Below are 14,628 nucleotides of genomic sequence, written 5' to 3' on the forward strand. Positions count from 1 at the left end.
GGACCTCATACCGCTCGGACCACGAGAGCGGCGTTGTGGCCGCCGAAGCCGAACGAGTTGCTGAGCGCGGTCCGCAGACCGTCGTGGTGCTGCGCCCGGTGCGGAACGAAGTTGATGTCCGGGTCGATCGGCTCGTCGCAGTTGATGGTCGGGGGGACGTCACCCGTGCGGAGGACCTGGATCGAGGCCACGAGTTCGACCGCTCCGGCGGCACCGATCATGTGCCCGGTCATCGATTTGGTGGAGCTGACGGGGATCCGGGTGACACGATCACCCAGCACTTTGTGCAGGACGGCCGTCTCGGTGGCGTCGTTCAGCAGCGTTCCGGTGCCGTGCGCGTTGACGTAGTCCACGTCCGCGCCCGATATCCCCGCGTCACGCAGCGCCGCCTCGACGGCGAGGCACGCGCCGCGTCCCTCGGGATGCGGGGCCGTCCAGTGATGGGCGTCGGAACTGGCCCCGTAGCCGGTGAGTTCGGCCAAGGGCGTCGCCCCTCGGCTGTCGGCCACCTCGGCGGCCTCCAGCACCAGCACGGCGGCTCCCTCGCTCATCACGAACCCGTCGCGATGCGTGTCGAACGGCCGGCATGCCGCGGTCGGGTCGTCGTTGCGTCTGGACAGCGCGCGGGCGTTGCCGCTGCCCGCGAGGTCGACGGTGGTGACACAGGCGTCGGCGCCGCCGACGATGACGATGTCGGCCTCCCCATGGCTGATCATGCGCATCCCCGCTCCTACCGCGTCCGCGCCACTGGCGCACGCCGTGCTCTGGGCACGGCTGGGCCCCTGAATGCCGAGACGCATGCTGATCTCGCCCGCGGCGCTGTCCATGGCAGTCGTGACCTGGGTGAAGGGGCTGATGGCCCGTGGCCCTCTGTCCCGCAGGGTGTTCGCGGCACGGTAGATCGAGCCCACCGGGCCGTAGCCGCTGCCGATGATCACGGCGACCCGCGGCGCCAGGCGGTCGTCGACGACGAGCCGGGCGTGCTCGCAGGCCTCCAGTGCCGCGGCGAGGGCGTACCGCGCGTACGGGTCGGCGCGACGACTGACCGTCGGGGGCATGTAGCGGCCGGGGGTGAATCCCTTCACCTGGCCGCCGATCCGGACGTCGAGACCGGTCACGTCCATCCCGTCCACGGTGTCGATACCGCTGCGCCCGGCCAGCATCGCCGTCCACGTCTCGTCGGCGCTGTGGCCCAGCGGCGTCACCGCCCCGTACCCGGTGACCAGCACCCGGCGTCGGGCCCGGCCCCGTCCGGCGTCGTCCCGCTCTGCCGCGGGTGTCACTGGGGAATCACCCCGGCGTCGTGGAGGGCCGGGAGGATGTCGTCGGGGGCGACCGGCACCATGAGCACGGCGGTGCCTCCCCGGGAGCAGAACCGTCGCGCGGCAAGGACCTCATCGGTCAGCGCGGCCTTGTCGCACAGCACTCGGCAGTGGATGTCCGACCCGTCCAGCACGGGCGGCGGGGCGCCCGGGCGGGTGAACGGGTAGAGCTCGGCGTCGAGGCCGAGTCGGGCGCGTTGGGCGTCCAGCCAGCCGTAGCCGCCGTTGCACAGCACCACGTAGAGGACGCCGCCATGGGCCGGAGCGGTGACGGCGATGTCCGCGCGGGCCGCGAGGAACGCTCCGTCTCCGATGAACGCGGTGACCTCATGGCCCGGGGCGGCCCGCTTGACCCCGATGGCCGCGGCCGCCCCGAAACCCAAGGGGGTCTGCTCCGACGGCACGATGGACCCGCCACCGACGCGGAAGGGGAAGCCGTAGGACCACATGTCCTGCAACCCGTTCTCCTGGACCAGCACACGGGGCCCGTCGGCGGTGGCGTCGAGCGCGGCGAGCAGCTCAGCGACGCGGATCCCCGGAAGCGTCGCCGCGCGGGCCAGTTCCGCTTCCACCTCCAGCGCCATGGCCTTGCGGGCGACGGCGACCTCGCCTGCCCACGCCTCGGTCGCGTCCGCGTGCTCGGCGTCGCGGTCCTCGTCCAGCGCCCGCGACCAGCTGAGCACGGCGTGCCGGGCGTCCGCGAGCACACGCGGGCCGGAGAACTCGGCGGACAGCCCGCCCGGATCGAGGTTGACCTGCACCACCGGGACCGGGGGCCACGGCGTTCCGCCTTCGACGACCGTCTCCTCAAGTCGCCCGGCGAGCGACACCACCAGGTCGCAGGACGACCACAGCTCACGGGCGGGGGCCGCCGCGTAGAGCCCCGCGACACCGCAGAACAGCGGGTGGCGCTCGTCGACGGCACCGCGGCCGGACGCGGTGGTGAAGACTGCCGCGCCGAGGCGTCCGGCGAAGCGCTCGACGACACCGTCGGCGTTGCGGTGCCGCATCCCGCCGCCCACCAGCACCACCGGACGCCGGCTCGCGCGGATCGCCGCCAGTGCTGGTCCTGGTACTACCGGGCCGGACTCGACGACCAGTGGTTCGGGCAGCGTCGGACACGTTCCGGTGACGACGATCTCCGCCGTGCGGACATCATCGGGTACCTCCAGGAACACGGGTCCGGCCGGCGGCCCCATGGCCCGGGTCAGCGCCGTCACCGTGGCGGGGACGACCCGGTCGGGATGCCCCACCCGGTGCGCCCACCGCACGAGGGGCGTTGTCACGGCGACCTGGTCGAGTTCCTGGAAGCCGCCACTCCCCCGGCGCCGTTCGGGCACGCCGGCGGCGAGCACGAGGACGGCCGCACCGGACTCCCGCGCCTCCAGCAGCCCGGTGGCCGCGTGGGTGACGGCCGGGCCCTTGCCGAGCGCGCATACGGCGAGCCTCCCCGACTGGAGGGCGTAGCCGGTCGCCATGTACATCGCGTTGCGCTGGTCACGGCACGGCACGAGGTCCAGGCCCGCGGCGTCGAGGGCGCGGAGCAACTCCAGATCATCGCCGGGCAGCCCGAAGCAGGTGTCCACCCCGTTCGCCACCAGCAGGTCGACGATCGCGGACCACGCGTCGGTGTACCGTCGGCCGGCCCGGGTCACTTCCCACCCACCGTGGTGGGGGCGGCCGTCGGGATGTTCCGCGCCACGGCCTGCGAGGTGAGCAGTGGTTCGGCGTGCCGCTCGCCGCCGTAGGAGAGGTAGTTCGCCCTCATCCCGAATCCGCCGAACGGGCGGTTGCCGTCCTCCGCGTCGAGCAGCGTGTGGTTGACACAGGTGTGGTGACGCTTGGACAGGACCTTCACGGTCTCCGGATCGCTCCCGTAGACCATCGCCCCCAGCGCGCGTTCGCTGAAGTAGGGGCTCGACAACCGATCACGCAGCAGCCTCGCGCTGGGATAGGCCACGACGTTGAAGACCGGTGCGAACATCTCCTCCAGCGGGATCTTGTCGTCGAAGCCCCACAGCAGCACGGTCGGCTCGATCCTGCGGGACCGCAGATCGATGCGCCCGCCGTACCGGATGCGGCGCGCGTGACGCACCAGATAGTCCGAGCAGTTCACCAGCGCCGAGTCGTAGCAGATCGGACCGTAGTCGACGTCAGGGTCGTCGTTCCGCCCGAAACGCAGCGAAGCCAGCCCCTCGGACAACAGGTCGACGAAGTCGTCGGTGCGGCCCTCGGGCACGAACAGGACGTCGGGACCGAAACAGTCCTGGCCTGAGTTGTGGAGCCGGATTCTCGTGACATCTTCCGCGGCGCGCGCGAGATCGGCGTCGGGTGCGATCACGAAGGGATTGATGCCGTTGCCGAAGAACAGGAAGAGCTGGTCCTCCGCCAGCCCTTCGCGGATGGTCTCGGCATTGGAGTAGCGGCCGGTGAAGACGATGAGGTCCGCTTCGCGTACCGGACCGGTCACGAACTTGCGCTGGCTGAGTTCGAAGAGCTTGATGGGTAAGCGGTGGACCGGTGCCAGCAGGGTGTGCAATCGCTGCATCTGGCTCTTGTTCTCCGAGGACGGCCGAAAGGTGATGACGTCGCTGTACAGGGATGCCACGAGCACGTGAAGCGCGTAGGAATAGAGCGGGATGTTGGAGGGGACGAAGACCGCGGCGCGAGGCACACAGCCGGGCCGGACACGGCGGATCTCCTCCTCCGCCCCGTCGAGAGTGGCGAGGAACGAACGAATCTCCGCGCGCGCGGTCCGGTGGGGCGAGAACTCGGTGAGAACTCTCATCACCGTGTCCTCGTTGTCGGCCACATACCGGCGCACCGCGCCCAGCGCGTCGACACGGTCGGCGAAGGGGATGCGGTATTCGGCCGCACCGATGGCCGAGCCGGACACGGTGACGTCCGTGGCCGTGGGGTGCGAAGCGGACAGCGAGTTCATGGCGATCTTCTCCAGAGCGGCCTTGTTGGGCTTTCCCGTGTTCGTGAGGGGCAGCGCGGGAAGCACGATGACGTGGTCGGGCTGCTCGTAGCGGGCGAGCACGGAGCGCAGCAGCCGTTTCCAGTGCGCGGGCTCGCGGGCGTCCGGGTCCGTGATCACGAACACCAGGCGGCAGCCCAGACGCGCGTCGGGCACGGCGACGACCTCCGTCCGCGCACCGGCCGACCCGGCCCGCGCGGCGAGGTGGTCGGGATAGAGCGTGTGGCCGTCACGGTGCACGGCGTGCTTGCGTCCGACCGGGAAGACACGGCCGGCGCCGTCGAGCAGGCCGATGTCGCCGGTGCGGTGCACCGGACCCGAGAGCGGAACGATCTCACCGTCATCGCCCAGGTGGCCGGTCATCAGGCCGTCACTGCGTACGACGAGCTCGCCGATTCGGCCGTCGGGAAGCGGCTTCCCTTGCTCGTCGTGGACCTCGACGACCACGCCGGGCAACGGTGTGCCGCACCCGATCGGATCGGTGGGAGGCGCCAGCGCGATGTTTCCCACTTCGGTCGCGCCGTAGCCGTCGAGGAGGCGTCGGCCCGTGCGGGCGTGGAACCGGGCCGCCAGGTCGGGTCCCAGCGGCGCGCCGCCCACGCACCAGGCCCGTACCGCCGTCAGCGCGTTCGCGAGAGCGGGACGACGGTCGAGCAGGTTGAGCAGGCTGTAGTAGGTCGACGGGGCCCCGTCCACGATGGAGAGGCCGTGCTCCACGCCGACCGCGAACGCCCGGTCCAGCCGGGTGGCCGACCCGTAGACCACGAGCGTGCCTCCGCCCAGCCACCAGGTCAGGACCAGCGACAGACCGTATTGGTGGGAGTACGGCAGGACGGGCAGGAAGACGTCGTCAGGCCGGTACCCCATACGTTCCGCGCTGAGCGCGAGGTTGTCCAGGATCGAACGACCGGAGCGCACAATGCCTTTGGGGTCGCCTGTCGTACCCGACGACCATGAGATCGCGGCATCCTGGCGCTGTGCCCAGGCCGCCGCGTCGGGCACGGCCGCCGTGTCCGGAGCGGGCCGTGGCGCCGCGGCGTGGCCCGTGGTGTCGCTGATTTCGGCCACCACGCGCGCTTGAGTGCGAATCCGCGATCGCTGTGACGGCGTGGCTCGATGGTCGGCCAGGACCACCGAGGTATCGAGGTGGATGAGCGCCAGCAGATCGACGACCCATTCCGGGGAATTGGCCCCGCTCATCATCACCCGCGAACCGGGCCCGAGGCCGCGGCGTGCAAAACGTTCGGTGGCATCGAATATGCGGGCCGCGACTTCGTCTGTCTCCCAGACGTGCCCCTTGGGCGATATCAGGCGCCTGGAAATGGGCAACTCGTGCTCCTTAGCGCCAGGCGTGGGCTCAACTTCCTGGATGTGCAGGTGTGTAGAACCACAATCCCGCGATACGCCTGATCCTGTTCAACAGGAAACATCTGAAGCGACTATCGCATACCCGCAGAACGGTGTCGAGTGCTGAAACGGCGCTCCGTTGCATGTGGGGGTCGTTGAGTATGCAGTGACGAAACAGATGTGACGAGCAGCCAGTTATGATCGTGAATGCGTGGCGCGGCTGTTGTCCGAGTGCATGTAAACGTCGCCCTCGGATCGAATACGGACCTCCCACTCCACCAAGTACCGGAATTCATATTCAGTCGTCTGTTCGAGCTTTTCGTGTTCCAATCATCGACGCCAACATATCCGGGGTGTGCACGGACCTGTGCGGCGTGGGCGCCGGGGGTCCTGTGCACCCCCGGCGCCGCGGACCATGTCGGCGAGCGCGGGAGCATCGGGCGTTGCCGCTCTCGGCCTCCCGGAGGAGGCACACCAGAACTCGACTGCTTCCGGCGGAGAGTGCTCACCTGCCGGCGGCTACGGAACCGGGTGTTCCCCGGTTCCGTAGCTCCCCTCAGGCGGGGCCGGTGTCGCCCGGCAGGGGCGCGGTGTGGTGCAGGAGTCGGGGCGGCAGGTAAGGGCTGTCGACCAGGGTGTTCCAGCCGCGTCGGCGGGCGTGGCAGGTGAGAGCCAGGATGTCGAGGTTGAGTGCGCGGTCGGGATCGTCGGCGCGGTCGCCGACCCGGTAGTAATCGCGGTGTTCCTCCAGTGCGTCGAGGAGGGCGAGGTTGAAGCTCTGCTCGTCCCCGTCGACCAACTGGGACAGCAGCACGGCCGGGGGCATGAGGAAACCCCAGTTCCTGGCCCGGTGGTGGGCTTCCAGGGCCGCGTCCATGGCGGGTCGGGGGTCGTCGGCGTGCAGGTAGGCGAGGAGCGCCAGCCGGTAGGCCGCGAACGCCGACGGGTCGTTCCGGAGGAAGCGGGTGCCGCTGAGGACGAGTGGTGCGAGGTCGTCGCGTGCCCCGCTGATCAGGGCGAGGCCGACCGCCTTCTGCCAAGGCGCGGGCCCGGCGTCCACGCCCGTGTAGGCGGCGACGGGGATCTTCTCGCCCTCGACGGTCACGTCGACGGTGGTTCCGGGTTCGGCGACCGCGGCCCGGAAGAAGGCGGCCCCGGCCCTCGACGCGCGGCGCACGTCGCGGATCTGCCGGTCCGAGGCGTCGTCGCTGGTCAGGGCCCGGGCCCTGACCAGGATGACCAGGTCGGACATGGCCATGCCCAGGCGCCATGCCTTCCCGGCGTCCGCCAGTTCGTCGCGGATGTCGCACCCGAGGGCGTCCTCGTGGTCGGGGTCCAGGGGTTCGGCCGTGCCGGGGCGTTCCACGGTGACGGGTCCGGCGCCGAGTTCGGCGACGGCGTCGGGGCGCCGGGTCGCGCCGTACGGTCCCACCCGTGGTCCCGCGGTCTCGAAGCCGGTGACGAGGGTGCGCGGGAGGTAGTCGGTGCTGAAGGGGAGCCACCAGCCTTCACGGCGGTAGGCGAGTGCGGCCAGGGCGAGCGGCAGCAGGGGCAGCAGCGATCCGGGGACGGTGCTGGGCCGCGTGGGCGCGCTGTGCCGGCGCAGGAGAGTGGCCATCCCGTCCGTGAAGGTGTCCCGGTCGCCGCAGGCCAGGGCGCGCAGGGCGTCGAGCGCCGTGCTGTGGAGGTGGTCCGGCCTGCCCTGGTGGGTCTCGTGGTGGGTGCGGATCCGTGCGATCGCGGTGTCCAGCGCGGCGATCGTGTGTTCCTTCGTGGGCGGGTAGGGGGCGTCGTCGTCCTCAAGTGTGCCCAGGGTGTAGGCCAGCAGGCCGTGGATCAGTTCGGTCGACGGCTGCCCTTGCGTGCCGTGCTGGGGGTCCTGGCGGGCGAAGTGGAAGGCTTCCCCGTGCCGTTCGGCGCCACCGGTGAGGACCGCGAGGCAGAACGCGTCGATCCAGGTCTGCGTGCTGATGCTCTGCGGGATGCCTTCCCCGGCGTCGTAGCCGATCCCGAAGTTGACGTAGTCGAGGTGGATGTGGAAGGCGATGTGGGGGCAGTACGCGGCGTACTGGACGGCGCCCACGGTCGCCGCGGCCGCGTCGTTCAGCACGGCCCGGGCTTCCGGTGTGTCCAGGCCGGGGTCCGCGACCGACAGCGCCCCGAGGTGGTCCAGGTACGCGTCCCCGATGTACAACCACTCCGAAGCGGCCATGGGGCCGCCCTTCGACGTGGAGATGACCAGACGTGAGATCCGGTTGGTGAAATCGTCCAGGGCTTCGGCGATCGACGCTTCGGCCACGGGGTGTCGCTCTATTCGCATGCCCGTCAGTCTCTCCCCGCTGGTCCGCCGACGGCCAGTCGGCGCGCTCCCGCCCGCACCGGCGTAAGGCGGTTCGCCGCTGCTATGCGGAACGGCGCCTGAGGCGAGGCCCGTTCATTGCGGACGGGCCCGCGGGGCCGGAAGCAGGCACCGAGAGCTCGGGGCGGCCTCCCGCACCGTGAGGGCGCCGGCGGGGAGCAAGTACCGGACAGCGCCCTCGTGTCGGCTCAACGGTTGGGCGTCACCAGCCATTGCCGATCTCGATGGCTCCGGTGAGGTAGCCGGTCCCGCCGGTTCCGGTGTAGATGTACAGATTCCCGTTGCCGTCGTTTCGGGTGATCACATCGGGATGCCCGTCACCGGTGTAGTCCGCGACACCAACAAAAGTGAAGTTCTGCCAACCGATACCGATCGGAGCACCCCCCGTCAGATAACCGGTCCCGCCGACCCCGCTGTAGACATACAGATTCCCGTTACCGTCATTACGGGCAACCACATCAGGATGCCCGTCACCGGTGTAGTCCGCGACACCAACAAAAGTGAAGTTCTGCCAACCGATACCGATCGGAGCACCCCCCGTCAGATAACCGGTCCCGCCGACCCCGCTGTAGACATACAGATTCCCGTTACCGTCATTACGGGCAACCACATCAGGATGCCCGTCACCCGTGTAATCAGCGACACCAACAAAAGTGAAGTTCTGCCAACCGATACCGATCGGAGCACCCCCGGTGAGGTAACCCGTTCCACCAGTGCCCGAATAGACGTACAGATTCCCGTTGCCGTTGTTACGGGCGACCACATCAGGGTGACCATCACCCGTGTAATCGGCGACACCGACGAAGGTGAAGTTCTGCCAGCCGATGCCGATCGGGGCACGTGTCCGAGTGCTGTGGCCGGCGCCCGCGCCGGGAAAGAGGTAGAGGATTCCGGTGGCATCGTCTCGCGCGATGGTGTCGAAGTGGCTGTCGCCGTCGTAGTCGGCGGTCCCCGCGAAGGTCCATCCGGTACCGGGGGTGTAGGGAGGTACCGCCCTGCCGACGTCGAGACGCGGCGTGCTCGCCCCGGTGTAGACGATCGGGGTGCCGCTGGTGACGAGGCGCGAGACCAGGCCGTCGATGCCCTCGGTGGGGTAGGCGTGCTTCAGCACGGCGAGGGCGCCGGCCACGTGCGGGGCGGCCATCGAGGTGCCGTTCTTGCCGGCGTAGGTGTTGCCGGGCACGGACGAGACGATGGAGGTGCCCGGTGCCAGCAGGTCGAGCAGCGGGCCGCGGTTGCTGAATGTGGAGAGCTGGTCGTCGTCGGTACTGGACCCCACCGTGACGGCCGAGGAAACGCACCCGGGGGCGTTGACCGCGTCGGGATAACCGTTGTTCCCCGCCGCGACGACCGTGGCGACGCCTGCGGTGAGCAGGCTGTCAATGATCATCTTGCGGGGGTCCGCAGCACAGGCGGTGGTCCAACGTCCGCTGCCGAGGGACATGTTCGCGGCGATGACGTCGGTTCCGGCCTGTTTCAGCGCCAAGACCTTCTCCAGTGCCTTGATCTGCGAGCTGGTGAAGCTCAGCACGCACGGGCCGGCCCCGGGTCCGCAGTACTCGTCGGAGTTGAACTTGGAGAACACCTGGATGGCGATGATGTCCGCCCCGGGGGCGACGCCGCGCGCGGGGGCTCCACTGATGCCGGTTCCGTTGCCCGCGGCGATGCCGGCGACATGGGTTCCGTGGGAGCAGGCGCCGTTCAGTGTGGCGCATGTGCCTGTGTCGGCGTCGGCGCTGCCGGGGCCGTCCTGCTGGGCGGTGCCGTTGGGGCAGAGGCTGGTGGAACCGTATGCGTTGTCGTTGACGGAGAAGCACGACTCGGTCTTGACGCGGTTGGTGAGGAAGGGGTGGTTGGTGGCGACGCCGGTGTCGAGGATGGCGATCGCGGTACCGGCGCCGGTCTTCCCTGCCGCGGCAGCCCTGTTGCTGCCGATCTTGACGGTGGATTCGTCCAGCGTCGCCGGGACCGGGATGTCTTCGCTGACACCGATCACCCCCGGCTTGGAGTTCAGCTGCTGCAAGCCCGCGTGGTTCGTGCGGAGGGTGACCATCGGCACGGTGTCGTAGGAGACGAGGGTCTCGCCTGCTGCGGAGGCGGAGGCCAGGTCCGCGCGCCGGTTGGTGACGACGTTGACGCGGACGGTGCCCCCGCCTTGGGTCTTGTCGAACAGCGGCGGGTCGACCGGACCGTTCACCGCGGCGAAGGCCGGACCGATGCCGAGCAAGGGGTCGGTATCCAGCGGTATCGCGGTGAACAGCATGGCCGCTGCCATGGCGGCGATCATGACCCGTGCAGGTCTCTTCACGTATTGCTCCATCGGAAGGTATTGCGCGGGAGGTCGGCACAGGTGTTTCGAGTGGGAAAGGGGATCGGCAGCGGACGACCCAGTGGCCGGTGGGCAGTTTCTTCCAGCTCGGGGCGCGCGCCGGGAGTGGCGGTGAATGCCCCTGTCGGCCGCAAGGGGAGCAGCGCAATGGTCAAGGCGGCGGCGATGGGGATCGTCCTTTCACGCAAGACTCTCCAATGGGATAACGGGAGTTGGATCACGTGGACGATAGATCAATGGGCCTTGCTCCACAAGAGAGATTTTCGGCGCCGCCCCCTCCATCAGAATCGGAACCTGGCTATCCGCTTGCGCGGTGAGCGCGAATGGACGTCCGCCTTTGATTCAAACATTTCTGACGGCCCATCCGGCTTCCGCCGTGAGAAATCACGGTGAGTGGTGCGCGGCAGGATGTTTCCGCACAACTATTGATCAGGAACTCCAAGGTTCTCGTTGATCGTCGAGGTGGAAATCACCGCCGCTGCCGGAAGCATCGCCTGAGGCTCCAGCTCGCGGAGCCGGCAGTCGGATGCCCGCCCCTGCGACACGCCTGCCTCAACTCCCGCCGAGCCCTGCTTACCGGCTCAGCGGGGGTTCGTCCTACCCGAAGCAGCTACGCCACTCGGCTGAGCGGAGGAGGGCCGAGCAGGAGGGTTGCGGCTACGGTTCACGCGTCGGCGTGGTGATGCGGTGAGGCGCCGACGAGTGTCGGGAAGGCACACGCAGCACGGCGGCCTCAGCGCTGACGCCGCAGCACATTCATCGCCCCAGCGGTATGGAGGAGAACACATGCGGTCGGTCATTCCCGACTATCTGGCCGAGGCTCTCGGAGATGTCGAGCCGGACACTGCTGGACAGCTGGCGGACTACATTCCTGAGCTTGCGGCAGCGGACCCTGAGCGCCTCGGCGCGGTCTTCGCCACGCCTGACGGGGAGGTCTACGGTGCCGGCGACATCGATACCGAGTTCACGATCCAATCGATCTCCAAGCCGTTCGCGTACGCGCTGGCACTGGCTGATCGTGATTTCGGCCCTGTGCTCGCCAAAGTCGGTGTCGAGCCGTCGGGAGAGGCGTTCAACCAGATCTCCCTCGAAAGTGATACCGGGCGCCCTTTCAATCCGATGATCAACGCCGGTGCGATCACCACCCACTCGCTGGCCGGTTCGGAGGGCATGAATCCGGCGGAGCGCGTGGAACGCGTGGTCCGCGGCCTTTCGGCATTCGCCGGTCGTCCGCTGAGGATCGATGAGGCGGTGTGCGTGTCGGAGATGGAGCACGCGCACCGCAACCTCGCCATCGCGTACATGCTCCGTGGCTACGGCATCCTCACCGAGGACCCCAGGGCCGTTGTCGAGGGCTACATCCGTCAGTGCTCCGTGCTGGTCACCGCGCGAGATCTGGCCATGATGGCCGCCACGTTGGCCAATCGCGGCGTCAATCCCCTCTCGGGTGAGCGAGTGGTACGCGAACCGGTGGTGCGTCAGGTGCTGAGTGTCATGTCCACCTGTGGGATGTATGACGCGGCCGGTGACTGGGCGACCCAGGTCGGCATCCCGGCGAAGAGTGGCGTGGCCGGGGGCCTGATCGGGGCGCTCCCCGGCCAGATCGGCATCGCCACGTTCTCACCACGACTGGACGCCCACGGGAACAGCGTTCGCGGGGTTTCGCTGTTCGAGCGGTTCTCCTCCGACATGGGTCTGCATGTGATGGAGGTGCCGGCCGCCGCGCGTGCCATCGTGCGGTCCAACCACGTCACCGGCATCGGACCGAATGCGGTCCGGGTCCTCCAACTGCAAGGCGGGATCGGCTTCGCCGGAGCCGAGAGAGTCGTCCGGGAAGCCGTGAGCACCGCCCCCGCGGAAGTCAGGGTGGTTCTGGACCTCACGATGGTCTATTCGATCGATGACGTGGCACGGCGCATGTTGCTGGAGGTCGTGCGTCGGCTCACGCTGGACGGTCACGAGGTCTACCTCGTCGACCCGGAATCGATCATGCCCGATCCCGACCCCGGCGACGGCGGCAAGGTCACCGTCGTAGGAGATATGGGGCAAGCCATGATCTGACCGCACCAGGTGGTCCGGCGCGGGAGCCGTCCGGCGAACCGTCCAGCCCCGTCCGGACAGACGTTGAGGGCCCTACCGCTTGGTCAAGTTCCCGCGATCCGTCGTGTCCCCCAGCGGAGACGAGGTCATCGGCTCCTGGGGGGTGAAGGTGACCGGGAGGGCCTGGGGGCCGCGGAAGGTCGGGGCGTAGCCCCAGTCGACCTCGTCGCCCGGGATGTCCAGGGTCAGGTCCGGCAGGCGGTCGAAGAGCGTGGTGATCGCGATCTCCGTCTCCAGCTTCACCAGATGGCTGCCCAGGCAGGTGTGCACGCCGTGGCCGAACGCCAGGTGCGGGCGGGCATCGCGGGTGAGGTCCAGGGCGTCGGGGTCGGGGAACCGGTCCGGGTCGCGGTTCGCCGCCGCCAGCGACAGCAGCACCACGTCGCCCTCTCCCACGCGGGCGTCCGCGATCGTCATGTCCTCGCCCGCGTACCGGTACTCCGCCACGTGCGACGGCGAGTCCAGGCGCAGCAGCTCGTTGATCGCCTGGGACCAGTCGATGTCGCCGCCGAGCAGGGCGGCTCGCCGGCCAGGGTGGCCGAGCAGGCGCAGGACGGTGGTGCCGAGGAACTGGATCGTGGTGATGTGACCGGCGCCGATCAGCGTCATGACCATCACCTCCAGCTCGTCCCCGGTCAGCGCGCCCGACTCGATCAGCCGGGTCGGCAGGTCGTCCCCCGGGTGCGCGCGTTTGTAGGCCACCAGCTTCCGGACGTAGCCGAGCAGCTCGGCCAGCTTCGCCTCGTCACGCGGCTGCTGGAACTTCGCGCGGTACCACATGTCGAGCACGTCGGCGGCGGGCGCGCGCTCGGCTTCCGGGACGCCGAGCAGGTCGTGCATGACGGCGACCGGGATCTGCCGGGTGTACTCGGCGACGAGGTCCGCGTGCCCCCGCCCGGCGAACGACTCGACGGCGTGCGCGCAGGTCCGGGCGGTGCGATCGCGCAGGCGGGACACCGCGGCGGGGGTGAACGCCGCGGCGATGAGCCGGCGCAGCCTGGCGTGTCCGGGCTCGTCCAGATTGGACAGACCGGGCGGGTGCGGGTCGGGGTTGACCGGGGCGCCGCTGCCCAGGCGGCGGTCCGCCAGGCAGGCGCGGACGTCGTCGTACCGGGTCACCAGCCACATCCGGCCCTGGACGTGCGGGCCGTCGACGGGGCAGACCGGGTCGTGCTCGCGCAACCAGTCGTAGCCCGGGTACGGGTCGGCGGTCACGACGGCCGACCGGCGATCAGCAGTTTCTCCAGCGGGGACGCGGCGAGCGGCACGACCCGCGACTCGGTGAGCCCTGCCTCGCCCAGCCATACCGCGAGGTCGGTGTAGCGGTGCACGCCGCCGCCGTGGCCCTGCCACAGGGTCAGGTCGAACATGGCGAGGAACCCGGCCGCGGCCGGGCCCAGCCCGGCCGGTGGTTCCCGGTCGTGGTCGAGGATGACGATGCTTCCCGTGGGGGACAACGATTTCGCCGCGCGCTGGAACAGCTCGCGGCATTCCTCGGGGCGGTGGCCGTGCAGGACGTTGAACAGCAGCACCAGGTCGTGCCCGGAACCCAGGTCGTCGGTGAGGTAGTCCCCTGCCTGCGCCGTCACCCGGTCCCGCGGGGCGTCTTCGCGCAGGGCGGTGATCGTCTCGGGCAGGTCGAACACGGTGACCCGGACGTCCGGACGACGGCGGCACAGTTCGACGGTGTGGTCGCCGTGGCCGCCCCCGATGTCCAGGACGGTCGCCGCGGGAGGCAGCGCGGCGGCGATGTCATCGGCAAGGGCCACGGCGGCGCCGGCGAGCATCCGGCGCAGGCGGCCCGCGAGGGCGGGGCGCTCGCTCAGCCAGGTGTAGAAGCCGCGGCGGGGTGTGCCGGTGCGGATGGTGTCCTCGATGTCGGCCCACTGCTCGAACAGGGTCTCGTACCAGAACAGTTCGGCGTCCTCCGAGCCGGGCTTCGCGGCGGTCGTGACCCCGTCCTCGTCGTGGCGCAGGTAGCCGAAGGCCACCAGGATGTTCACCAGGCTGCGCGTCCCGGCCGGGGTCCCGCCGATCCTGGTGGCCAGCTCCTCGACGGACAGCGGGCCGGCTTCCAGCGCGGTGAACACCCCGAGCCGGACACCGGCGATCATGGCCCGGTACCCGGCCGCGCCGAGCCGGTCCAGTACCGGGGCCGGGACACCAGAGGATTGTTCGGGCAATGGCATGA

General features: G+C 69.5%; 8 protein-coding genes. 1 reads left to right on the top strand and 7 read right to left on the bottom strand.

The genetic code is table 11. The features are described 5' to 3' along the window. Positions 1 to 5: 5 nt before the first annotated feature. From fabF to AB852_RS37735, 5 genes are all read right to left on the bottom strand, one after another. On the bottom strand, positions 6 to 1,283 hold the full coding sequence (gene fabF, locus AB852_RS09435) for a beta-ketoacyl-ACP synthase II (RefSeq protein WP_218623245.1): 1,278 nt from the start codon (positions 1,281 to 1,283) through the stop codon (positions 6 to 8). Next, positions 1,280 to 2,977 carry a thiamine pyrophosphate-binding protein gene (locus tag AB852_RS09440; protein WP_073786004.1) on the bottom strand — a complete coding sequence of 566 codons (1,698 nt, stop codon included), beginning with the start codon at positions 2,975 to 2,977 and terminating at the stop codon, positions 1,280 to 1,282. The genes fabF and AB852_RS09440 overlap by 4 nt, the downstream gene beginning before the upstream one ends. After that, a complete protein-coding gene (locus AB852_RS09445; RefSeq protein ID WP_073786007.1) occupies positions 2,974 to 5,631 on the bottom strand; it encodes an aldehyde dehydrogenase family protein in 2,658 nt (885 codons plus the stop codon). The genes AB852_RS09440 and AB852_RS09445 overlap by 4 nt, the downstream gene beginning before the upstream one ends. A gap of 574 nt (positions 5,632 to 6,205) precedes the next feature. Next, entirely contained in the window at positions 6,206 to 7,969 is a 1,764-nt protein-coding gene (locus tag AB852_RS09450; protein WP_178390974.1) for an immunity 49 family protein, read from the bottom strand. 241 nt (positions 7,970 to 8,210) lie between these two features. Then, positions 8,211 to 10,316: a S8 family serine peptidase gene (locus AB852_RS37735; RefSeq protein WP_143201201.1), complete on the bottom strand. Its 2,106-nt coding sequence runs from the start codon at positions 10,314 to 10,316 to the stop codon at positions 8,211 to 8,213. An 807-nt stretch (positions 10,317 to 11,123) separates the two neighbouring features. Here AB852_RS37735 and AB852_RS09465 point away from each other — a divergent pair. Continuing rightward, positions 11,124 to 12,398: a glutaminase gene (locus AB852_RS09465; protein ID WP_073786011.1), complete on the top strand. Its 1,275-nt coding sequence runs from the start codon at positions 11,124 to 11,126 to the stop codon at positions 12,396 to 12,398. Between the two features lie 72 nt (positions 12,399 to 12,470). Here the strand turns inward: AB852_RS09465 and AB852_RS09470 are convergent, their stop codons facing one another. Both AB852_RS09470 and AB852_RS09475 read right to left on the bottom strand, forming a co-directional pair. Then, entirely contained in the window at positions 12,471 to 13,652 is a 1,182-nt protein-coding gene (locus tag AB852_RS09470; RefSeq protein ID WP_073786013.1) for a cytochrome P450 family protein, read from the bottom strand. Next, positions 13,649 to 14,626 (bottom strand): class I SAM-dependent methyltransferase, encoded by a 978-nt coding sequence (locus tag AB852_RS09475; RefSeq protein ID WP_245876696.1) that lies wholly within the window; start codon positions 14,624 to 14,626, stop codon positions 13,649 to 13,651. Before AB852_RS09475 ends, AB852_RS09470 begins: the two co-directional genes overlap by 4 nt. Positions 14,627 to 14,628 lie beyond the last annotated feature (2 nt).

This window comes from Streptomyces uncialis, from assembly GCF_001905345.1.
GTDB lineage: Bacteria > Actinomycetota > Actinomycetes > Streptomycetales > Streptomycetaceae > Streptomyces > Streptomyces uncialis.

Bases quoted from the DNA above. Each gene is read 5' to 3' on its own strand.
- AB852_RS09465 (WP_073786011.1), top strand. From the start codon at position 11,124: ATGCGGTCGGTCATTCCCGACTATCTGGCCGAGGCTCTCGGAGATGTC.
- AB852_RS09450 (WP_178390974.1), bottom strand. From the start codon at position 7,969: ATGCGAATAGAGCGACACCCCGTGGCCGAAGCGTCGATCGCCGAAGCC.
- AB852_RS09475 (WP_245876696.1), bottom strand. From the start codon at position 14,626: ATGCCATTGCCCGAACAATCCTCTGGTGTCCCGGCCCCGGTACTGGAC.